Below are 20,341 nucleotides of genomic sequence, written 5' to 3' on the forward strand. Positions count from 1 at the left end.
GGTATTTTGATTTCTCCTGATCTCTTCCAAAGTCACAGTATTCTTACCTGACATCCAATCCGAGACGGTTCTCGGCGTGATTACTAAATACATAGCGCTGTTTTTGTTCAGGGTTTTGACTGTTGTAATCAATCAATATTACTTTTCCGTTCTTCCTGTACAGGTATGAGCTTTGATCCGTTTTTTCTATTTCTGGATTATCTGAGTGTGACACCGTGTTGCGATAATCTCCCAGGTACTGACTCCAGTTTCTTGCTGTGAAGTTCTTGGGTGCATTTCTTGCATTGAGAAAATAGGTAGAGTCATTGTATCCAGGTATAGCGATATTTTTCTCCGAAATGAAAATATCTGGAAGTTCACTGTGTTTGATCAGCATTCCGCCGACTGTAATAATTGCTATCCCATAATACTTCTTGGAAGTCTTACCTATGAGTAGGATCAGAGTGCCGAATGATATTAATAGTAGTGTCATACCAGAAAAGCCGTGTATATCTGTATAACCAAAGTTTAATCTATTAAAAGCTTCCATGAGCCGGATTAAGGATTCTATTTCGATTTCGAGGAGGATATATAAGGTATGCGAGTCACATATAGGCATCGAAGCTAGAATCGCTATCAGTGTTGGAATGATCAAAAATGTCGTCACCGGTATTGCGACAGCGTTTGCAAAGATCCCGGTAAGTGAAAAATAGTGAAAATGATAAATCACAAAAGGACTTGTAGCAGCAGTCGCGAAGATAGAGATCTTTGCTATTTTGCCTGTGTAAACAAGAAGTCTGGAAAGTGTGACAAGAGTCTTCCTTATTAGGTAATGTCCTGGTTTTTTCTCACTTGGGTTATGGAGATGTGAAAAATTTCCGAGAATCTTCTTTTTCAGCGTCGGTCGGAACAGTGTGTCATGGTTGTTGCTCGTACACGAACATATCCCGGACACTGCAAAAAATAACATCTGGAAACCCGGTTTGAAGATGTTCTCTGGATATAAAACGATCAAAATTATCGCTGCAAGTGTAGTAGAGCGGAATATATCCGGCTTTCTGTCAATGAGTATCGAGAGGAAGAAAGTACAGGTCATGATGCATGCTCTTTGTGCCGATACCTGTCCACAAGAAATTTGTAAGTAAAAAAGACTCGATGCTATTCCAGCGAAGGCAGATATCTTTTTTATGTCATATCTAAGTGTCAGATACTCGGATAGTGTGCAAGATCTCCTAAATAGAGCGAAAAAGAATAATCCTACTAATCCCATATGTAGACCCGAGATTGCCAACAAATGGAAGGTCCCAGATTTTCTAAATGTTGCTATTACGTTGTTGTTTATTCCATCTTTTTTCCCTATTGTCAGCGCTGCTGCTATTTCAGCGTGTATTTCTGGTAAGTTATATTTTAATTTTTTGTGTATTTTTCGCCTTATTATCCAAAAAATTGGTTTGTGTTTCGTTGCTTGTATTACTTGGACCTCTCCAACGATCCTACCAGTTGCCCTTATGTTAGCGAAATAGTGAAATTTAGAGAATTCGTGACCAGAAGGTGTGACCGCCCCTCTAGAAGGCTCTATATACGCAGAAAACCTCACTATGTCACCTGGATTCAATTCTTCAAGTTTCTGTCTTGAATACAACTTTAAGAGACTTTTCTCATGTTCGATTGTGATCGAGATCCTATTTCCCATACTCGAAACACTTTTTATCGTTCCTAATTTGTTTCGTATGTAGCTAGAGGAGTCCAGCTATCTCCGCGTAGGAAATGACTGTTCGTATTTCTGCAATGGCAAACCCGACGCAGATGGTAATACTTAAGAATAGTGCTTTTCTACTAGCTTTGATCTTCAAAGCCAATACTACTTGCCCTAATAGCACCCCGAGTGCACACAAGAAGTGAGTCAGTTTTGGGTAGAATGTGTATTCGAAAAAGATGATGACCCCTATACTCAGTAAAGATGGTACCCACAGGAAATAATTCGTTTGCCCCGATATAAGCAAAATCTAATCTTTTAAAAATATTGCTACGATTTTAATATTTTTTTCCGGAACATCGGGAGTGTGGCGTTCATAATAGAAATATGTTTGTGACGCTACAATGGTCCCAGTGATTGATGTAATAGTGAAAATCCTAGTTTGAGAGATATAATTGGATGGCAATCTTCCTATAACTTTGGCTTATGAACTGTTTCAAAGTGGATACAGTGCTCTACTTAATCACTGGGAAAAATGTAAAGTCTTTTCTTCAGGGAATAATCACTCGGAATATCGGGTACTTGAAAGACTGTATCTACGCATTGATATTGACCCCAAAGGGGAGATTAATATGTGATTTATTCGTTTATAGCTATGATGCTTCCAGTATTCTGTTGGAGACACACAGCTGTAACAAAGAAGCAATTTTGAGTCTACTGAACCTATATAATTTTAAGAAAACAATCGAAGTCAAAGAAAAATTTTATTCTTCATACATCACTTTTGAGGTAACAGATTCGGATGATCATATCATCTGTGTCAAGGATCCACGTAGTGCCAGCCTGGGATTTCGTGTAATTACATCAGGGGCTGCCTATGTCAGTTCTATGGAATGTTCAGAGCGGTATCAGTTAGAGAGAATTCGAAATAAAATCCCAGAAGCCGGAAAAGAACTTACTTTCAATGTCTTTCCACTGGATTATGGACTGAATTATGCATTCGATTTTGATAAGGGATGCTATGTCGGTCAAGAAGTGATTTCTAGATTCAGATTGCAGGGTCTCGTAAAAAGAGAATTATTTTGCGTCGAATGTACCGGAGGTGTTCATTTTGAAGAAGGAGAAAGCCTATCCGTGAATGGTGAAATAATCGGTTACCTATCCTCATGTTGCGGGAATTGCGGACTGATTTTACTGGAAAAGGATAAGATATCTAATTTTCTGGATATTCAGTATAAAGCTAATAAAGTAATCATATCCTAATGTAGGTAATTATACTTTAACTTTATTATTTAAAAGAATATCGTTATTATGATAAAACCTAATATCATAACACTTTTATTTAAATACTTGTAAAGTTTTATTTGAATTGGTAAGGTTGTGAAACCTATACAGAATAAGAAGGCATCATAGCTAGTTTAGCTTTTGCTATCAGTTTTATGTAAATAGTGTTTTATTCAAATTATAGGACCGATAGCAATCCTCTACTCTTTGTGAAAAATAGAGATGTAGACTATTTCATCTTCACCTGTGTGTAAGATAGGTTTATGGTGAATGCTATATGTTATATTCTAGTCATTTGGTTCGAAGACTTTTATGCTTTTTTCAAACATCCTCGCAAGTGCTAGCACAGGTTCGGATTCTGTGTTCATGAGTTTGGTTCCTTTAGGAATAGTCTTTCTTGTTTTCTACATTTTTGTGATCCGTCCGCAGAGTAAAAAGGTTAAGGAGCACCAAGCAATGCTTGATGCCCTAAAAATTGGTGATTCGATAGTCACGAGTGGAGGCATTTCCGGAGTGATTACAAAAATAGATGAGAAGAATAATATGATACATCTGCAAATTGCTGACGCTGTGGTGGTAAAGATTTTAAAGAGTTTTGTTTTAGAGAAAAAGTAGGGAGGCTACGATCATGACTAGGATAAGTATCAATTTGAATAAGGTTGCTCTCATTAGAAATGCGAGAGGTGGTGATAGTCCCGACATAAAATATGTTGCGAACTTGGGCATTATGAATGGTTGTACAGGTATCACACTCCATCCCAGAGCCGACGCGAGGCACTCTACTGTAGAAGATGTCCAGACCATACTCAATCTGAAGGAGGTCAGCTCAGGAGAAGTTGAATTCAACCTTGAAGGTGATCTAAGAGAGGAGTTATTAGATCTTGTGAAATCTCATGGTATTCATCAGTTCACTATTGTTCCGGTAAGAGAAGGTGAAAAGACAACTGAGCGAGGTTTCTCCCTCAATGAGAAGAGAGATAGTCTTATGTCTGCGATCAAGGACTTGAAAGCAGCGCGAGATGTGAGGATCAGTCTTTTTATCGAGCCGGAACCTGCATCCGTTGCGTACGCCGCTGAAATTGGTTGTGATGCAGTAGAACTCCATGCAAAATGGTACGCACGCGCTTTCTGTACACATCGTGAGTCCAAGGAAGTGAGAAGACTGCATTTCGCTGCACTCGAAGCTAGAAATCTCGGATTAAAAGTGAATCTGGGTCATGATATCAGTCTTGTAAATATTTCTACTGTCATAAACAAAATAAAACCAGATGAAGTGTCCGTTGGGCATGCACTGATCGTGGAGTCATTCTTGCAAGGTTTTCCTAGGACGCTTAGGAAATATGTTTCGATTGCTAATGGATGAGAGTGTAGCTGGTATTCCACTGATGCTGTGTTATATATCTAGTAACTGATACTAGTCTTTTGTTAATCAGAAATGAGTAATGCTTGTGAGTTAACTGGCCACAAATGGCAGAATGGTAATACCGTCTCCCATTCTAACCGGAAATCGAAGAGAAAGTTTATGCCGAATCTTCAAGATATCACGGTCTGTAGCCAGATCTTGAATCAAAGGTTCAGATTTAAAGTGTCTGTTAAGACAATTCGCACGATTGATTTCAAGGGTGGACTGGATGATTTCTTGGTGAATACCAAAAATGCAAAACTCAGCAAAGCAGCTTTAGCTTTGAAGAAACGTATCGCTAAGAGAATCGATGCATCAACTCGTCAAGAAGCCTAGGGTCCGTGTAGCACAGAGTAATCCTGCTTTTCAGGAGACTCTCGATCTTGTCACTTTGTACAGCTTGAATACTGTCTGTCAGGAAGCTGCCTGCCCCAATGTTTCTGAGTGTTGGAGCAAGAAGCATGTCACGGTGATGATTTTAGGGTCGGTGTGTACAAGAGCGTGTAGATTCTGTAATGTTGCTACCGGAAAGCCTGATCTTCTTGATCCTCATGAGCCGGAAAAACTTGCGAAGGTGATTTCCAAGTTGGGACTAAAGCATGTTGTAATAACTTCTGTCGATAGAGATGATCTCGAAGACGGCGGTGCTGCCCATTTTGCAGAATGTATTAGAAGAATCAGAGAGACTTCTGTGGATACTACTATCGAAGTTCTTACTCCTGATTTTCTAGGGAAAGCGAGCGCACGAGATATCCTCATTGAGGCAAATCCTGATGTGTTTAATCACAACATAGAAACAGTTCCGCGGTTGCATCCAAAGGTGAGAATAAAAGCTAAATATTTCAACAGCCTGTCGCTGCTGGAAGAAGTGAAAAGAAAAAATCCTGCGATTTTTACGAAATCTGGATTAATGGTGGGACTCGGTGAAGAGCGAGGTGAGATCCTGCAAGTCATGGACGATATGCGTGTTGCTGGAGTCGATTTCCTTACAATTGGGCAGTACCTTCAGCCGACGACGAAACACATCGAAGTCAAGCATTATGCTACAGATGAAGAGTTTCAGTACTATAAGGATGCTGCCTACTCAAAGGGATTTCTGATGGTTTCATCCAGTCCACTGACGCGTTCTTCATATCACGCGGATGAGGATTTTAAACGCCTCAGAGAAGCACGCGCTGCTGCGTCCTCTATGGCGGTCTAGAGGTCCTTGCTTTACAATTTTTTCTGTCTTCTTCTTTACCCCTTGGAAGTAGTATGATGTTCAAGAAAAGTTCTTATCGGGATGAGAGAGTCTTGCCTTTTAGTGCTATGCACGTCTTTGAGATTGTCCTGGACATTGAGTGTTATCATGAGTTCATCCCATGGTGTCAGAAGATCAGAGTCATCTCAAAAGCAGAGAACGAGATTAAAGCTGAAGTGGTAGCCTCATTCAAGGGAATAGTAGCTACCTATGTATCGTTGATAAAGTTCTTACCTCCGGGAAATGAGGAAGCTGGTTTCATTGAGGTGAAGTCAACTGAAGGTGCGTTTAAGTACTTATATAACTTATGGAAATTTCATCCCGAAGGAAAAGGATCTAGGGTAACTTTCTATATAGAATACTCATTTAGATCGAAGTTCATGCAGTTAATATTGAATATGATGTACAATATCGCTCAGAGGAGGATTATCAGCGCCTTCGAGAACAGATGCGGCAGCCTACCTGATAATGGATGAGTATGTAAGATCAATTGTGCGGCATTGCTCAGAGTAGGACGATTAATGCTTTCTCTTCATGGATGATGTTGGCGATCACATAATGATTAATACTGCCTTATTGTGAGTTCCTTTATGATTGTTGCTGCGATCTCTTCAACTGATCTATGTGTTACATCAATGATTGGCCAGTTGTTCTGCATAAATACTCGTTTTGCGTTAGTCAGCTCATCCAATATTTGCTCCCTGCCCGCGTATACTGGATTATCATGGTTTTGTGACAATGAAAGTCTTTGTTTCCTTATTTCAATCAGTCTATCTGGGTTGATTGTTAGCCCAATTACCAGGACGTGTTTTAGCTTGATCAGACTCTCCGGCAGAGGAATATTATTAACGAATGGTATGTTCGCGACCTTATAGCCTCGATATGATAAATACACGCTTGTTGGAGATTTCGAAGTACGCGAAGGACCAACGATAATGACATCTGCTTCATCCAGATCCCAGGTATTCTGTCCGTCATCATGTGAGAGCATATAATTCATTGCGTCAATTCTAGCGAAGTAGTCCTCATTAAAACGATGATACTCTTCCTTTGATGCATCAGTAGGTCCCTGATTTAGGTATGATGAGAGTTCCCGTATTATCCTCGAGAGAATCGGAATACAAGGTATCCTCATTGTTTGACAGAATTCCTTCAATGTATCACGTATCAACCGATCCTTTATTGCGTACAGGATAAAGGCTTTGCCATTGATATTCGTGAGTATCCGCTGCAATTTTTCGACGCTGTCTGTGAGTGGCCAGACACTCTCTATAACTTCCAGGTTCTTGAACCTGGCTAGTGATTCTCTTGAGACTGATAATAAAGCATCAACTCCCTGGTCTGAGATCAAGTGGACGTTCAGTTGTTTCATTTGCGATATTGATTTATACTCTCTGTCGGATGGTTTCAGGCTACCTCCAATATTCGATTTACATTGTATGCGCCCTTAGCTCAGCTGGATAGAGCAACAGCCTTCTAAGCTGTGGGTCAGAGGTTCGACTCCTCTAGGGCGTATTTTTGTTTACTCGTTCTGCTTCTAAGTTTGGTTTTCATCTTCCTTTTTCGGACAAGCTGATTTGGAGTCCTAATTTGTCGTGTGGGACCCTCAAGATTATTCATTTTGCCCGTTTGCGCATCTGCTTCATGACATTTCTTTCGCAACGTGAGTCGTGTGTTAATACTTTGTTCATAGCCTTCTTCTACCATGATGCTGCAGTAGCTTCCCATTGGTCTTCAGTTTTGCAAGGATGATCCCTTATTTGGTTATCACTTGATTTACAAAGTAAAATTTCTGGATTAGAATGTCTGCTCGTCTATGTGTCTTTGGTAATCCCATACTTAGTTTCTTTAAGAGGCTAATTTCAGAAAAGCCGAGTGAGCCTGTCAATTCTGCAGGTTCGCTGATTTCAAAGCTGGATAGTATATATGTGGAGGACATCATGGTGGAACGCTCCAAGATAGTGGCTATTGACGTATCGATCAAAAGTGACGATCTGAGGTCATTCAAGGAAATTAGTCACAGTAGGACGCCAGTCTTCGATGGTAACTTAGATAAAATCATTGGTTTTATCCACATCAAAGATGTTCTGAACAATGTCGGTAATGAGTTTAGTATTATGGATGTTCTTCGCAAAATTATCTGTGTCCCGCCCTCGATGAAGGTCTCCGCTTTGCTTATGAAGATGAAGGTGGCTCATGTACACATGGCGATAGTAGTGGATGAGTTCGGTGCGACTGTCGGGATTGTAACGATGACGGATGTGGTGGAGCAAATTCTTGGAGACATCCACGATGAACATGATATCAATTCGGAACCATTCTTGCTGAGACTCTCTGAGCACAAGTTTGAGGTTTCCGCAAGAATTGAGATGAAAGAGTTTCTTGATAAGTCTGGTCTAGAATTCGAAGTAGGGGATAATTTTAGGACATTAGGTGGGTATATCTTTAGTATTGCAGGTAAGGTTCCTTCAGTGGGTGATATTGTGACGTCGCCTGAAGGGGTTATGTTTTCCATTCTAGATGCCGATAACAAGAGGATAAATGTGGTTCTAGTAGATGCCTCTAATTGTGAAAAGTGATTGTCTAGTATTTGGGTTTATCTCTTAGTTCATATATGTTTCTTTGTGGTCTATCAGACCACTGTGGTATAATTGTACTATTCCTAAACAAAAAACGGAATTGGCAGGTGTGTAGGAGGGTTATATGCTAGCAAGAACATGGAAAGTGCTCAAAACGGCTGGTGGAACATTAGCTAGGGGTGTTGGCGCTGTTGTGACTGCAACTCCGCGTGGAATAAAGCGGAGTGTCGCAGAGAAATTCGATGGCATGATCTCTGGCGCGAAGGACTGGAATGTCTTACATAAAGCTAATACAAGTAATTTCACAAAGAATAAATTGGATGCAGATTGGAAGCGTGCTGCAAAGAGTCTAGCCGGAGCTAATATAGTCGAATTCGCTGTGCCAAGGGCGCTTGTGCCGCACAGCGATATCGTAAAACTCGAGTCGTACTTTGAGAGTGTCAGTTTGGGGTTAGATCTAGAAGAATCAAGGAAACTTAATGAGGGCAATCCGCTCTACAAGTTACACATAGAGCTATTGGCTTTGGGTGGTGGAGGAATTGACGTAAGGGAGACCGGAAAGAGTAACCAGGCTTCAGTTGTGGTGAGGATCCCACTTTGCGCGGATAAGGATGAGTTTACAAGACGTGTTGCATCAGCGATAAGTGCTCTTGGTATAGAGCATCGGGAATCAGTAGAGGAGGCTGTCCATAGGTTGTGGAAGCCGACTGGAGTTGATTTTGGTACTACACAAGAAGGCGGGCTTGATCAGAATCCTGCTCATAACCAGGAGCGTAATGTTGAAACGCGGCCTGATGCTCCTGAAGAACCTGAGAGGAGTACTGGTGCAGCATCAACCCAGACGATGAGTGAAGTAGAGGTGCAGACAGATGCTCCTGAAGAACCTGAGAGGAGTACTGGTGCAGCATCAACCCAGACGATGAGTGAAGTAGAGGTGCAGACAGATGCTCCTGAAGAACCTGAGAGGAGTACTGGTGCAGCATCAACCCAGACGATGAGTGAAGTAGAGGTGCAGACAGATGCTCCTGAAGAACCTGAGAGGAGTACTGGTGCAGCATCAACCCAGACGATGAGTGAAGTAGAGGTGCAGACAGATGCTCCTGAAGAACCTGAGAGGAGTACTGGTGCAGCATCAACCCAGACGATGAGTGAAGTAGAGGTGCAGACAGATGCTCCTGAAGAACCTGAGAGGAGTACTGGTGCAGCATCAACCCAGACGATGAGTGAAGTAGAGGTGCAGACAGATGCTCCTGAAGAACCTGAGAGGAGTACTGGTGCAGCATCAACCCAGACGATGAGTGAAGTAGAGGTGCAGACAGATGCTCCTGAAGAACCTGAGAGGAGTACTGGTGCAGCATCAACCCAGACGATGAGTGAAGTAGAGGTGCAGACAGATGCTCCTGAAGAACCTGAGAGGAGTACTGGTGCAGCATCAACCCAGACGATGAGTGAAGTAGAGGTGCAGACAGATGCTCCTGAAGAGAAAGGTACTGAGGCACCGAGAGTGGTGTTTGATACTAGTGCGTCGTGTACAGCAGGATTGAGCGGTCTTCAACAGCAAGTCCTAGCGCTTGCTGGATCCATATCTAGATCTGGTAAGGCCGCGCCTTCCACCCCTGTTCCGCTATGGGCAAACAAAGGACTAATGCTTAAGCCGGTCGGTACTGGGGATAAACGTGCGATAATCGAGGGTGCTTCCCGGATGCTTAATACGATGGACAATAAGTATTTTGATCTTGAGAAATGTATCGATAGAAATGATCTTGAGGGCCTAAAACTAGTTGCGCAGCAGCTACAATCCAGTGGTTCCATGTATTTGTCGGGGGAGCAGAAAGATTTACTACCTACTAATATAGCGGCTTGCCTGGATAGTCTTGTTGAAGGATGTAACCAAAAAATCTCTGACTTAGAATCTAAGCGCGGATCTCAGGGTGTTGATGTTGGGGTGAAGTTCATGTATCAGAGTCTTGCGAATGACGCTGCTGAGGTAAAAGCCTCTATGGCTGCCATTCCTGGGTTGGTTGAATACTGTTGTCTTACCCCTATAGAGTCTAGTCAAAAACCTTTGCTCTCTGGGGTTCTTCTGGATCCAAGGAGCGGTTTACCGATTACTAGTGGCGTCACTGCTGCTAATGAAGTACATATTGCACCTGATCCTACACCTAGTGCAGGTGCTGCAGCTGACGTGTGTAGAGCTAAATAAACGTGTTTTTCGAAGGCTATGCGTAAATCGAGTACTGAGTGTACTCCATCCTAATGATACTCTGGAACATTTCCCGGAGCACGCTTCTGTGATTTGATCAGAATTATCTCAGTGTGGATGTGTTCTCATGGTTGCTTAGATATCACTATGATTGTGGATTTGATTAGTTTTCCTATATTAGCTAGACTATAATAGTCAAGTGCTCAGTTGAGTTCTATAAATGCCTCACGTTGTCACAGAGAAATGTGTGAAGTGCAAGTATACTGATTGTGTCGAAGTGTGTCCAGTTGATTGCTTCCATGAGGGAGAGGAGTATCTTGTTATCGATCCTGAGGTCTGTATAGATTGTGGTGTGTGCGTCCCTGAGTGTCCGATAGAAGCTATAGTCAACGATGAAACTTATATCGACGGAAAATCCTTGGAGGCTATTGTTTCCGAAAAAGATTCTTCAGTACTCACTGAGAGGCAGTCTAACGTGAAATTCATGGCGACCTTCAATAGAAAGAGGTCAGCTGAACTCCCAGTGATAGTTGCAAAGAAAGACCCTATGGTAGAAGCCGATGTTTGGAGTGCAATTGACAATAAGATACAGTTTATAAAAGATGCAGAGAATGGGTGAATATGTGGTTAGTTAAGTTTTATGAGTGCCGATAGTAAAGAGTCATTTCTTGACCGTCTAAAAAAAAGGAAGCCTTCTGGTGAAGGTGGTGATAGCGGGGGAGGTGGTTTTGCCTCTCGTTTCAGTAAGAGTACTCCTGTGACTTCTGGTAGATTCTCTGAAAAGTTTGCGACTTCGAAAGCGAGTGGTGATTTTGCATCCCAGCGGAGTGTGCAGAAAAGTAGGAAAGATGCCGCCGGGTTTGCAGAGGGTGTTAGGAAAAAACGTAGTGATTGCGTCTACCTCGTGCGTGGTAAGGATAGAGACAGAGCAGCTTGGCATTATGTGCTGGTAGACAAGGTAAAAAAGGAGATGTTTCTTGCAGCAGCAAAAAGCGGTTCACTGGATGTCAAAGATTATGGGGAAGTGTTGTATTCCGGCTGGGGAGAGGATCCGCCTGAGCACATCAAGAAGAAGATCGATGAGGAATATAATTAGTCTTCCGGATTCCTCTTCGGAGCTGGTAGGTATGTGGATTCGCGTTCCTGCTTGTCTGAGTCCGCTTGGTTCCGGTAGTTTGTTCTAGTCTCTCTGGTCGACTTGTCGAGGTGTAATGAAAATAAAGGTTTATGATACTCTTTCCGGAGTGAAGAGAGATTTCATTCCAATAAATGGGGATGAGGTCCGCATGTATGTGTGTGGTCCGACCGTCTATGATGTGCCTCATATAGGGAATATCAGGGCCGCTGTTGTTTATGATATCGTGTATCGAGTATTGCGCAAAGCATTCACTAGGGTTGTGTATGTACGTAATATCACTGACATAGACGACAAAATCATAAATGCTTCGTTGACTCAAGGTGTTGAGTACTCTGAAATTGCACTGCGCTATGAGAAAATCTTTCGCGAACATCTAAAGCTCATGAACTGCCTTCCACCGAGCTTCGAGCCAAGGGCAACTGAAAATATAGAGCAAATGATTTCAATTATTCGATCGCTTGTTGAGAGCGGGAACGCTTATCGTGCTGGTGGAAGCGTCTATTTTGATGTGAGCTCTTTCAAGGATTACGGTGCACTTTCGAAAAAAAAGATAGATGAGTTGGTCTATGGCGTTCGGATAGATGGTGATGAAAATAAGAGACATCCTGGAGACTTCGTCTTGTGGAAACATGATGATGAGGTATATTGGCCGAGTCCCTGGGGAAATGGAAGACCAGGGTGGCATATAGAGTGCTCAGCTATGATCCTGACAACTCTAGGAGCGGATTTTGATATCCATGGGGGCGGTGCAGATTTGAAGTTCCCACATCACGAAAATGAAATTGCTCAAAGTGTGTGCGCTAATCCTGGCTCGAAGTTTGCCCGTTACTGGATACACAATGGCTTTCTCACAGTCAACGGGGAGAAGATGAGCAAATCTCTCGGTAATATCATCAATGTTGATACCCTGATCAAGAATGGAGTCACACCGAATACCATTCGTTTTATCCTGATAAGTACTCATTACAGTAAACCTATGGATTGGTGTCCGAAAATTGTACAGGAAGCAGTAAACTCTTTGATGAAGTTCAAAATTGTACTGATTGACAACAATGCTCTCTCCAAAACCACGGAAGATGATTGTGACGGATATATGGAGAAGTTCTTCATCAGTATGAGCGATGATTTCAATACTCCTGCTGCGATCGCTCTTCTATATGAACTAAGAGATAAAATCCACTTAGGTGATCATAGTAAAGCGCAGCAGTACGCAGTTCTTCTTAATACCTTATTGTTATTTCTTGGAATCGATTTACAGGCGAGTCAGTCCGTGATATCTGAAGATTTTATTACTTCTCAGATTCAGGAAAGGGTTGCCTTCAGGCAGCAAAGAAATTTCGTGGAAGCGGATAAAATTCGCGATACCCTCGCCCAAAAGGGGGTTTTGCTTCGAGATTTAAAAGACGGTACCACGGATTGGATAATGCTCTAACCGGTATACCCCCCTCTTCCTAGACTTGCTTTTGAGTGTGGCTTGTTGTATACTATAGGTATAATCCCGGAAAGAAGCTCTTTACTGTATATCAGCTTACGCCTATGCTAAACCCCCTACCCAAAATTGAGGAAGAAGTTAGTAGTAGTTCTGCTGAATTGCAGTCTAGGATTCTGCAGCTCGCGAGTGATATTGGTTTGCATCAGAATCTCAATGAAGAAGCGTTCAAGGTGCAATCCCTTGGTAATCCCAAAGGGGTTGGTACGGGTGTAGAAAATAGGAGATAATTCTATTTTTCCGGTCGTGTTTTTTAGATATCAGAGAGTCTACCTCCGGCTCTACGTAGATATCTAGAAGTTCGTGTTCAGTGCCCTGATGCAGCGATTTTTATAGGGTCGGGTGACTTTTATGAAATGTTCTTCAATGATGCGAAGGAGGTCCCAGCACTTCTTGGGCTCCAACTTACTCGTAGAGGTACTCATAATGGCAAAGATGTCCCGATGTGTGGGATTCCAGCCTCGTCATGTGAGACATACATCAGTAAGCTGATAAAAGAAGGTCGTAAAGTAGCGATTTGTGAGCAAATAGAAACCTCAAAAGAAGCAAAAAGCGTGGTTCGTGCGCCATCGTGAGGAGGGGGGTTGCTCGACTTATTACCCCAGGAACATTAACTGAGAAAAGCCTTGAGAAAAGCCTTCTTATAGGAGCTGAACATAATTACCTTCTTTGTATTACACCTAAAAGGGATGAGCTCGGTGTTGCATTGTCAGATATATCAACTAAGAAGTTTTTTTCACTAGGAGCCTGCCCGAATATTTGGGAACCTATCTTGAAAAAATTTCGCCTAAAGAAATCTTGATTCCCGAAGATATTAGTGTCGCTCTGAAAAAATTGATTGAGCAGACGCATGTGCCAGTAACAAAGCATCCGCGCAATATGTTCGATAAAGAATCAGCTGAAAATGAGATCAAGGGATTCTATAATGTTGCTCAGCTCAGTTTCATGAATATCCAGTCCGACTGTGAAGTAATAGCATGTGGTGTCCTCATAGCATACGCTAGGGCAACACAAATGGGAGAGTTAAAGCAACTCGAATTTCCTAAAAGTATGATCAGAGTTGTTATCTTGAGATGGATGCTTCAACTGTCAGAGGTTTGGAGTTAATACAATCACAGTGTCCAGGTGAGAGGAATAGCCTCTTCCAGACTATAGAGCAGACATGTACCGTACTCGGAAAGAGATTACTCAAAGATTATCTGATTTCTTCAACAGACATCAACGGAGAAATCAGAAATAGACAAGATAAAGTAGAGTTGATAAAGTAGAGCTCTTTTTCTTACAAGAGTCGCTCAGAAAGGGTGTGCATCAGCTCCTCAGTAACGCCTCTGATGGTGAGAGAGTGTTATCTCGCATCAGCCTGAATAGAAGGGGCCAATAGATTGTCTCACACTTCTGAATTGTATTAAGGCATCGTTGTTGTTAGCTAAATGATTCTCTCATTTTCTCAAGAATGATTACATCGGGGAAGTGTATAAGAAATTCAGCCCAGATGATGAGTTCATGGGCGTATTGAAGAATGCAATTCTTCCATCCGCGAGTAGAAAGGTAGGTGGTTCTTTTTTGGATCCACATTATCATCCGAAGTTGCTAGAGCTATACGAATTGTCCGTCAACGTGGATAAGGTGATCAATGATTTGTGTCTCACGTACAGGGGAAGCACTAAAGTTTCCAACTTAAAACTTGGTAAGAAGAATCTCATAGGTTACTACGTCGAAGTTCCTAAATCTGCAGGGATCCTCGATAGTCAAATTTTATCCACCGTCAGTCTCTTCTGAATAACATACGTTATACTGCGTTGGAGCTCCAAAATCTTGAAGCGCAGATTGCAAAGGCCAAGGAAAATTATAGAAACTTGGAATTAGAATTGTTCAGTGGACTATATAGGAAAATTCTGGATTTCGAGCAACCCCTGGAGGAACTCATCGCTACGATTGCAGAGCTTGATGTTGTAGTTTCATGTGTGGAGCTTGCAGCTCAGAGGAAGTATGTTCGGCTGAAAGTCGATGAAAGTAGTGAGTTACATATAGTTGCTGGTAGGCATCCGTTTGTTGAACAGTCAGGTTCTTTTGTGCCAAATGATACGCATTTCACTAGTGAGGAGCGTATTTGTCTTCTCACGGGTCCCAACATGGCAGGGAAAAGTACATATCTTCGCCAAAACGCATTGATTGTGATTCTTGTTCAGATGGGTTCATTTGTCCCTGCTGATTATGCACACATTGGTGTTGTCGATAAAGTCTTCACTCGTATTGGTGCTTCGGACAATATTGCCAAAGGCAAGTCCACGTTCATGGTTGAAATGCTTGAAACAGCAAATATAGTGAATAATGCTACGGATAGGTCCTTCGTCATTCTGGATGAGGTAGGGAGAGGTACATCGACTCTAGACGGCATTTCGATTGCTCAGGTGGTCCTTGAGTATTCACACGACTCGATAAACTGTAGGACCATATTTGCTACACATTACAATGAACTGTGCGAGCTAGAAAAAAGCTTAAACGGATTAAGTGTCACTCTGTCGAAGTGAAAAAGTGGCGAGATGAGATCTTTCTTATGTATAAAGTGATTTCAGGTAAGGGTGATAATTCCTATGGTATTCACGCTGCTATGTTATCCGGTATACCAAGGCCGATCATTGATAGAGCAAAGGAGATCGCAAGAGAGAAGGATTCCACTGTGCACAAACAATGTGAGCGTGAGTTACGGTAGCTTTATTTAGTATCCTGACTTGCTTGGATCGTGGCTATTCTATAGATGGAAGCTATACTTTTACTAAAAGCGTGTTTCGCCTTAGAATCTACTGGATTGAGTTGTAACTGTGCCGAATGATAAAAGTCTCACCTTCCTTGTTATCAGCTGATTTTCTTAATCTAGGGGCTGAAGTAGCTCAAATAGAGAATTCAGGCGCTGACTCCATACACATCGATGTCATGGATGGGCGATTCGTGCCTAACTTGACTTTTGGTCCTCTCATAATACGACAGGTGAAAGGTATCACAAATCTGCCGATCATGGTGCACCTGATGATTTCAAATGCTGAACAGACTTTCCAGGACTATATCGATGCGGGCGCCAATACTATCTTTGTGCACAGTGAAGCCTGCGTTCACGTGGATAGATTACTCACTATGATAAAGAAGCAAAATGTTAAAGTGGGATTAGCGATTAATCCTTCCACTCACGAGAGCGTTCTTGAGTATTTATATTCTTCTATAGATACGATTCTAGTCATGACTGTGAATCCTGGTTTTGCGGCACAGAGCTTCCTGATGTCTCAGTTAAGGAAAATCGAAGTACTGAAGGAGCGTATCACAAAGCTTGGTAATGACATTGAGATCGCCGTCGATGGAGGTATAGACTATGAGATTGCTGGATTAGTCGTTTCCGCTGGCGCAGATGTCCTTGTTACAGGTTCCTACCTGTTTTCCGAGCCTAGTTCTTTTGGACAAAAGGTGAAGTCCCTTAAATCTTTGATTTCAAAGAAATCCCCGAGTAAAGTCTGAGACCTAGGTCGCTGCGTGACTATCGAGTCTGAGGTATCGGTCTTTCCGCTGAGCTGATATTGATTTTCCTAGAGGCGTGGCCTTTGATCGATATGTATACTGGCTTCCACGAGTATAGAATTGGACGATTATATAAATAACAGAGTCTCTAAAACTTTGGGTGATGTAGGCCGGCTGGTGAAAGAGTAAATATCTCATAACCGTCCTCCGTGACTGCAATGGTGTGTTCAAACTGTGCGGAAAGAGACAAATCTTTTGTCCTGACGGTCCAACCATCATTTTTATCGACAATAGCATGTGGTTTTCCCTCATTGATCATTGGCTCGATTGTGAAAAACATTCCCGGTTCCAGGATAATGGTGTTACCAGAATCTGTGGCATAATGGACAACACTTGGTGGTTCGTGGAAGGATCTGCCAATACCATGCCCACAGTACTGATCCACTATAGAGTAACTATATTGCTGTGAAATATAATCCTCTATTGCGCATCCGATTCTGTTCAGAGGTATACCCGGCCTAACTACTTCGATGCCAGCCATTAGAGCTCCATATGTGGCTTCACAGAGCCTCGCACCTTTAATTGATGGTGTTCCTACGAAATACATTCTACTCGTATCACCATGCCAGCCATCGAGAATGACTGTCACATCAATATTGAGGATATCGCCCTTTTTAAGTGGCACTTCATCCGGGATGCCATGACAAATCACGTTGTTCTTCGAGGTACATATCGATTTCGGGAAACCTTTGTAATTCAGTGGCGCTGGTACCGCTCCAGCTTTTACTATGAATTCATGACACAACCTATCTAATTCATTAGTTGTGACATCTGGTTTCACGAATTCCGTTATATAGTCCAGTACCTCAGCAGCGAGCCTGCCAGCCCTTCTCATATACTCGAAATCGCTTTTGGGGTGTATCTTTATTTTTGACATCGTTGAAAGATTGAGAAATCATCTGTCCGAATGGAGTCCAGAGTAGAACAAATTAATCATAAAATCTATAATGGGTGCTACTTTTGGGATCCTCATAACATGGGAGCAATCTGGAGATCACAGTGAAAAATAATGTAATATTCAGCGCAGCCGAGATAAAAGTGTTGTATGTAAGATACTCGATTCCTGAGATTTGTTTGAGGAAAGAGATTCCCAAGTAGATGAGGATAAAGGTCAATAACGATGTACACTTCCTGGAAGCGATTAGCTGCGAAAGAAAGAATGATGATAACGACAAAACAGCAGATGAACCTAATAGCTTATGCGTCATTACATCTCTAAAAAGGCCCAGAGTGAAAAGCCCCAAACCCGCAACGGATTGAGGAAAGGAATATATCATCATCAGGATTGTGAGTAGGTAGCAGTTGAGAAAATAGGCGCCATCGACTCTCGACAAGGCAAGCTCGTATATGGTACACAGAACAAGCAGGACGAACAACCACGACAAAGATTTTAAAGAATGGTACACTAGCTCAAAGACATCCACACTTCTTTTTCACACGGTTTCGCGGAGTTTACAAGTAACTCGGGAGTGAAATTGATACGCCAAATCGAAAATCCATCACTAGATCCGCCTAGATCCGCTTAGCAACAAAGATACCAACCCTGCAACAGAACTTCGTTATCCCTGTGATAGCGACATAGCAAGGTGCTTTTCTTGCCTCATTTTCCATAGCTATGTTCCTATGGTCTAGCTCATCCTGGCGAAATTGTACAATTTTCTTTAGTAACCGAGTATCAGATAAGCTAATTTTCTCTAGTAACCTTATTTGCTTTTGGTAGTGCTCATCGATGACTTCCTCTATAGCTACAGTACATGCCATCGCAGTCGGTACACCAGCTCTTGCACTCAGGTATCCCAACCCAAATGCGAGAGATTTCCACGTTGCGAGTAATAGACTCGGTCTCGTCTTTAAATTAATGATCTCGCTGCGAAAGAACTGCAAGTGTGCCTGCTCGGATTTCATCATCTCAGAAACGAGCTTCTTCTTTTCTAGATCATCACCTAGACCTCGCAGCTGACCCCTATAGACTTGAACCGCCGCGCATTCTCCAGCATGGTTCACTCTCAGTATTCTGTCGATGATACGATTAACTTGCATATCTTCTATGTATGAAAAGTGTCACGGTTATGCTTAGCATGGAATATAGCAGATTTATATGAGTTAAGCGTATACCGAATACTGTCTGGGGAGTATTACATCTTACTATCTCGTTTGATATGAGCTGCTTGTGTAAGCTGTCGATTTCATGTATGTTGTGGTACGTGATACTACAACTCTCCTCCTTGATAAACAGGTGGTATTCGATTCCTATGTGGTATAGCGTGATCAGCGCACCAGCTGATAGAGCTGCAATAGCAAGGTAAAAGAAAAGCGGAGTTACTTCATCCAGGAAAAGCATCCTCACTGAGATTAGAAGAACGATGAAGTAAGGCCACCTTTCATATATACATAGAGTACATGGGTGGTAACCGAATGCGTATTCCAGTATGACTGCGAACACGAGAGCAAACAAGCTCGATAGAAAAAGGTTAAATGCGACTAACTTCTTTGAAAACAGCATCTCAATTACAAATTTATCACAGAGCTGCAATAAACTTCTGGGAACACCCAATGTGTGTACCAATTATACATCAGCTCATAAGTGTTGAGCAGTACAACAGAAGCATGACCACACAGGACCACTCGAAGCGCTGGAAAACTAAGCAAGTCCATAGGGCAGGGTCAGACTTTCAGTAATACGTAATGGGGATTGTATATCCTCTAGATTTATACTGGAAGCTTTCCTTCTTGTATTCAGAAAATTAATTGCCAATTTCAATTATAGAACACAAAAATATCCGAAAAAAGGATAGTATTCATATAGAATTGTGTTGTAGATCAATAACGCTGCAAGCGATGTGATTATAATGCGATTAGTGATACAATGACTATCGATTGTTGTAATACGGTTGCAGATGGTAGGGTTCTTGTTATCTCTTGATAATTCAGAGTTTGATCGCTATGCAAGGAAGGTTTTAGCGATTCCAATGCTTGAGGAGGATGAAGAGCGCTCACTGCTGGAGAGGTGGTGTGTACACAAGGATGTGGAAGCAGCACAGAAACTCGTAGAAGCATATTTGAGACTAGTAGTCAAAGTAGTGATGCGTTTCAAAAATTATGGTCTCCCGCTCATGGATTTGGCTTCCGAGGGTAATATCGGTCTGATGAAAGCGATCAAAAATTTTGATAATACCCTGGGATATAAGATTGCTACTTATGCTGTCTGGTGGATCAAAGCAGCGATAAATGAGTATATTATTCGTTCTTGGTCAATGGTCAAGATTGGTACCACTGCTGCGCAGCGTAAACTTTTTTTCAATCTTCGCAAGTTAAAGAATTCCATAGACAGTTGCGGCCTCGAAAAGGGTCAGATGGTCGAGAAAATATCGAAATTGTTAGATGTGCCTGAAAGCGACGTGAAGGAAATGGAAGCGATCTTGAGTTCCAAGGATGTCTCTCTGAACGCGCGAATAGGCGAGGATGATGGAACCGAAGTCCATGATATGCTTGCAGGACCGGGTCCTGATCAGGAGTCCTTGTTGTCAGATGAGCAGCAGAGACGTATCAAAGCTAATCTACTGAAGGAAGCTGTCGACTCACTTGATGACAGACATAGGAAAATCTTTATTCTCAGAAGTTTGAGTAGTACTCCCAGTACACTGAAGGAGTTGAGTGAAAAATTTTCTATCTCTCAAGAAAGGGTTAGGCAGATACACGTGCGGGCGATGGAAAAAGTCAAAGAGTATGTGCAGACACACAGAAGTGCTCTCGGAATGGTGTAA

The 20,341-nt window shown here is 42.1% G+C and carries 25 protein-coding genes, 1 tRNA gene and 1 pseudogene; 20 read left to right on the forward strand and 7 right to left on the reverse strand.

Annotated features, from left to right (window positions below; all coding sequences use genetic code 11):
- Positions 1 to 43: 43 nt before the first annotated feature.
- Together NHE_RS01325 and NHE_RS04175 are read right to left on the reverse strand one after the other, a co-directional pair.
- Complete coding sequence (locus NHE_RS01325; protein WP_051579540.1) at positions 44 to 1,672, reverse strand: ComEC/Rec2 family competence protein; 1,629 nt, start codon at positions 1,670 to 1,672, stop codon at positions 44 to 46.
- Positions 1,673 to 1,715: 43 nt separating this feature from the next.
- Positions 1,716 to 1,982, reverse strand: a complete 267-nt coding sequence (locus NHE_RS04175) for a hypothetical protein (RefSeq protein WP_051579541.1) — start codon at positions 1,980 to 1,982, stop codon at positions 1,716 to 1,718.
- 179 nt (positions 1,983 to 2,161) lie between these two features.
- Between NHE_RS04175 and ygfZ the strand changes: the two genes are divergently transcribed.
- The 6 genes from ygfZ (at position 2,162) to NHE_RS01355 (ending at position 6,077) form a co-directional block, all read left to right on the forward strand.
- Positions 2,162 to 2,938, forward strand: a complete 777-nt coding sequence (gene ygfZ, locus NHE_RS01330) for a CAF17-like 4Fe-4S cluster assembly/insertion protein YgfZ (RefSeq protein WP_038559158.1) — start codon at positions 2,162 to 2,164, stop codon at positions 2,936 to 2,938.
- Positions 2,939 to 3,271: 333 nt separating this feature from the next.
- On the forward strand, positions 3,272 to 3,574 hold the full coding sequence (gene yajC, locus NHE_RS01335; protein ID WP_051579544.1) for a preprotein translocase subunit YajC: 303 nt from the start codon (positions 3,272 to 3,274) through the stop codon (positions 3,572 to 3,574).
- Positions 3,575 to 3,587: 13 nt separating this feature from the next.
- Complete coding sequence (locus tag NHE_RS01340; protein ID WP_038559161.1) at positions 3,588 to 4,322, forward strand: pyridoxine 5'-phosphate synthase; 735 nt, start codon at positions 3,588 to 3,590, stop codon at positions 4,320 to 4,322.
- Between the two features lie 72 nt (positions 4,323 to 4,394).
- Positions 4,395 to 4,697, forward strand: a complete 303-nt coding sequence (gene rpmB / locus NHE_RS01345; RefSeq protein WP_038559164.1) for a 50S ribosomal protein L28 — start codon at positions 4,395 to 4,397, stop codon at positions 4,695 to 4,697.
- Positions 4,672 to 5,562: a lipoyl synthase gene (gene lipA, locus NHE_RS01350; protein WP_038559168.1), complete on the forward strand. Its 891-nt coding sequence runs from the start codon at positions 4,672 to 4,674 to the stop codon at positions 5,560 to 5,562. Before rpmB ends, lipA begins: the two co-directional genes overlap by 26 nt.
- 53 nt (positions 5,563 to 5,615) lie before the next feature.
- Complete coding sequence (locus tag NHE_RS01355; RefSeq protein WP_232215014.1) at positions 5,616 to 6,077, forward strand: type II toxin-antitoxin system RatA family toxin; 462 nt, start codon at positions 5,616 to 5,618, stop codon at positions 6,075 to 6,077.
- An 86-nt stretch (positions 6,078 to 6,163) separates the two neighbouring features.
- On the opposite strand, the gene NHE_RS01360 is transcribed toward NHE_RS01355, so the two are convergent.
- Positions 6,164 to 6,973 (reverse strand): pyruvate, water dikinase regulatory protein, encoded by an 810-nt coding sequence (locus NHE_RS01360; protein WP_038560444.1) that lies wholly within the window; start codon positions 6,971 to 6,973, stop codon positions 6,164 to 6,166.
- A gap of 69 nt (positions 6,974 to 7,042) precedes the next feature.
- Here NHE_RS01360 and NHE_RS01365 point away from each other — a divergent pair.
- The 13 genes and pseudogenes from NHE_RS01365 to rpe all read left to right on the forward strand — a co-directional run bounded on the left by NHE_RS01365 (position 7,043) and on the right by rpe (position 16,517).
- Positions 7,043 to 7,116, forward strand: a tRNA-Arg gene (locus NHE_RS01365).
- A gap of 287 nt (positions 7,117 to 7,403) precedes the next feature.
- The gene (locus tag NHE_RS01370) at positions 7,404 to 8,180 is read left to right on the forward strand and encodes a transporter associated domain-containing protein (protein ID WP_038559171.1); all 777 of its coding nucleotides are present in this window, start codon (positions 7,404 to 7,406) and stop codon (positions 8,178 to 8,180) included.
- Positions 8,181 to 8,304: 124 nt separating this feature from the next.
- Positions 8,305 to 10,383 (forward strand): hypothetical protein, encoded by a 2,079-nt coding sequence (locus NHE_RS04180; RefSeq protein ID WP_051579546.1) that lies wholly within the window; start codon positions 8,305 to 8,307, stop codon positions 10,381 to 10,383.
- Between the two features lie 220 nt (positions 10,384 to 10,603).
- Positions 10,604 to 11,002, forward strand: a complete 399-nt coding sequence (locus NHE_RS01380; protein ID WP_038559174.1) for a ferredoxin family protein — start codon at positions 10,604 to 10,606, stop codon at positions 11,000 to 11,002.
- A 21-nt stretch (positions 11,003 to 11,023) separates the two neighbouring features.
- Complete coding sequence (locus NHE_RS01385) at positions 11,024 to 11,479, forward strand: hypothetical protein (RefSeq protein WP_038559177.1); 456 nt, start codon at positions 11,024 to 11,026, stop codon at positions 11,477 to 11,479.
- Between the two features lie 115 nt (positions 11,480 to 11,594).
- Entirely contained in the window at positions 11,595 to 12,953 is a 1,359-nt protein-coding gene (gene cysS, locus NHE_RS01390; RefSeq protein ID WP_051579547.1) for a cysteine--tRNA ligase, read from the forward strand.
- 104 nt (positions 12,954 to 13,057) lie between these two features.
- Positions 13,058 to 13,240, forward strand: coding sequence for a hypothetical protein (locus NHE_RS01395; RefSeq protein ID WP_038559180.1), 183 nt, complete (start codon positions 13,058 to 13,060; stop codon positions 13,238 to 13,240).
- Positions 13,241 to 13,342: 102 nt separating this feature from the next.
- Positions 13,343 to 13,585 carry a MutS N-terminal domain-containing protein gene (locus NHE_RS04425; protein ID WP_232215039.1) on the forward strand — a complete coding sequence of 81 codons (243 nt, stop codon included), beginning with the start codon at positions 13,343 to 13,345 and terminating at the stop codon, positions 13,583 to 13,585.
- Between the two features lie 184 nt (positions 13,586 to 13,769).
- A complete protein-coding gene (locus NHE_RS04430; protein ID WP_038559186.1) occupies positions 13,770 to 14,117 on the forward strand; it encodes a hypothetical protein in 348 nt (115 codons plus the stop codon).
- On the forward strand, positions 14,108 to 14,278 hold the full coding sequence (locus tag NHE_RS04435) for a hypothetical protein (RefSeq protein WP_232215015.1): 171 nt from the start codon (positions 14,108 to 14,110) through the stop codon (positions 14,276 to 14,278). The genes NHE_RS04430 and NHE_RS04435 overlap by 10 nt, the downstream gene beginning before the upstream one ends.
- A 202-nt stretch (positions 14,279 to 14,480) precedes the next feature.
- Entirely contained in the window at positions 14,481 to 14,789 is a 309-nt protein-coding gene (locus NHE_RS04440; RefSeq protein ID WP_232215016.1) for a hypothetical protein, read from the forward strand.
- 353 nt (positions 14,790 to 15,142) lie between these two features.
- A pseudogene (locus NHE_RS04445) lies at positions 15,143 to 15,723 on the forward strand (MutS-related protein).
- A gap of 116 nt (positions 15,724 to 15,839) precedes the next feature.
- Entirely contained in the window at positions 15,840 to 16,517 is a 678-nt protein-coding gene (gene rpe / locus NHE_RS01420; RefSeq protein WP_038559191.1) for a ribulose-phosphate 3-epimerase, read from the forward strand.
- Between the two features lie 148 nt (positions 16,518 to 16,665).
- Here rpe and map read toward each other — a convergent pair whose 3' ends face one another.
- From map to NHE_RS01440, 4 genes are all read right to left on the reverse strand, one after another.
- Positions 16,666 to 17,454 carry a type I methionyl aminopeptidase gene (map, locus tag NHE_RS01425; protein WP_038559193.1) on the reverse strand — a complete coding sequence of 263 codons (789 nt, stop codon included), beginning with the start codon at positions 17,452 to 17,454 and terminating at the stop codon, positions 16,666 to 16,668.
- Between the two features lie 52 nt (positions 17,455 to 17,506).
- Positions 17,507 to 17,962 (reverse strand): hypothetical protein, encoded by a 456-nt coding sequence (locus NHE_RS01430; RefSeq protein WP_156927342.1) that lies wholly within the window; start codon positions 17,960 to 17,962, stop codon positions 17,507 to 17,509.
- A 127-nt stretch (positions 17,963 to 18,089) separates the two neighbouring features.
- Entirely contained in the window at positions 18,090 to 18,617 is a 528-nt protein-coding gene (locus tag NHE_RS01435) for a demethoxyubiquinone hydroxylase family protein (RefSeq protein ID WP_038559198.1), read from the reverse strand.
- Positions 18,607 to 19,080 (reverse strand): disulfide bond formation protein B, encoded by a 474-nt coding sequence (locus tag NHE_RS01440; RefSeq protein ID WP_038559201.1) that lies wholly within the window; start codon positions 19,078 to 19,080, stop codon positions 18,607 to 18,609. Before NHE_RS01440 ends, NHE_RS01435 begins: the two co-directional genes overlap by 11 nt.
- Positions 19,081 to 19,474: 394 nt before the next feature.
- Between NHE_RS01440 and NHE_RS01445 the strand changes: the two genes are divergently transcribed.
- A complete protein-coding gene (locus NHE_RS01445; protein ID WP_038559203.1) occupies positions 19,475 to 20,341 on the forward strand; it encodes an RNA polymerase factor sigma-32 in 867 nt (288 codons plus the stop codon).

Source organism: Neorickettsia helminthoeca str. Oregon (assembly GCF_000632985.1).
Lineage (GTDB): Bacteria > Pseudomonadota > Alphaproteobacteria > Rickettsiales > Anaplasmataceae > Neorickettsia > Neorickettsia helminthoeca.

Excerpts from the sequence above, each read along its gene's own strand:
- NHE_RS01325 (WP_051579540.1), bottom strand. The coding sequence starts at position 1,672 with ATGGGAAATAGGATCTCGATCACAATCGAACATGAGAAAAGTCTCTTA.
- ygfZ (WP_038559158.1), top strand. The coding sequence starts at position 2,162 with ATGAACTGTTTCAAAGTGGATACAGTGCTCTACTTAATCACTGGGAAA.
- yajC (WP_051579544.1), top strand. The coding sequence starts at position 3,272 with ATGCTTTTTTCAAACATCCTCGCAAGTGCTAGCACAGGTTCGGATTCT.
- NHE_RS01340 (WP_038559161.1), top strand. The coding sequence starts at position 3,588 with ATGACTAGGATAAGTATCAATTTGAATAAGGTTGCTCTCATTAGAAAT.
- rpmB (WP_038559164.1), top strand. The coding sequence starts at position 4,395 with ATGAGTAATGCTTGTGAGTTAACTGGCCACAAATGGCAGAATGGTAAT.
- lipA (WP_038559168.1), top strand. The coding sequence starts at position 4,672 with ATGCATCAACTCGTCAAGAAGCCTAGGGTCCGTGTAGCACAGAGTAAT.
- NHE_RS01355 (WP_232215014.1), top strand. The coding sequence starts at position 5,616 with ATGATGTTCAAGAAAAGTTCTTATCGGGATGAGAGAGTCTTGCCTTTT.
- NHE_RS01360 (WP_038560444.1), bottom strand. The coding sequence starts at position 6,973 with ATGAAACAACTGAACGTCCACTTGATCTCAGACCAGGGAGTTGATGCT.
- NHE_RS01370 (WP_038559171.1), top strand. The coding sequence starts at position 7,404 with ATGTCTGCTCGTCTATGTGTCTTTGGTAATCCCATACTTAGTTTCTTT.
- NHE_RS04180 (WP_051579546.1), top strand. The coding sequence starts at position 8,305 with ATGCTAGCAAGAACATGGAAAGTGCTCAAAACGGCTGGTGGAACATTA.
- NHE_RS01380 (WP_038559174.1), top strand. The coding sequence starts at position 10,604 with ATGCCTCACGTTGTCACAGAGAAATGTGTGAAGTGCAAGTATACTGAT.
- NHE_RS01385 (WP_038559177.1), top strand. The coding sequence starts at position 11,024 with ATGAGTGCCGATAGTAAAGAGTCATTTCTTGACCGTCTAAAAAAAAGG.
- cysS (WP_051579547.1), top strand. The coding sequence starts at position 11,595 with ATGAAAATAAAGGTTTATGATACTCTTTCCGGAGTGAAGAGAGATTTC.
- NHE_RS01395 (WP_038559180.1), top strand. The coding sequence starts at position 13,058 with ATGCTAAACCCCCTACCCAAAATTGAGGAAGAAGTTAGTAGTAGTTCT.
- rpe (WP_038559191.1), top strand. The coding sequence starts at position 15,840 with ATGATAAAAGTCTCACCTTCCTTGTTATCAGCTGATTTTCTTAATCTA.
- map (WP_038559193.1), bottom strand. The coding sequence starts at position 17,454 with ATGTCAAAAATAAAGATACACCCCAAAAGCGATTTCGAGTATATGAGA.
- NHE_RS01435 (WP_038559198.1), bottom strand. The coding sequence starts at position 18,617 with ATGCAAGTTAATCGTATCATCGACAGAATACTGAGAGTGAACCATGCT.
- NHE_RS01440 (WP_038559201.1), bottom strand. The coding sequence starts at position 19,080 with ATGCTGTTTTCAAAGAAGTTAGTCGCATTTAACCTTTTTCTATCGAGC.
- NHE_RS01445 (WP_038559203.1), top strand. The coding sequence starts at position 19,475 with ATGGTAGGGTTCTTGTTATCTCTTGATAATTCAGAGTTTGATCGCTAT.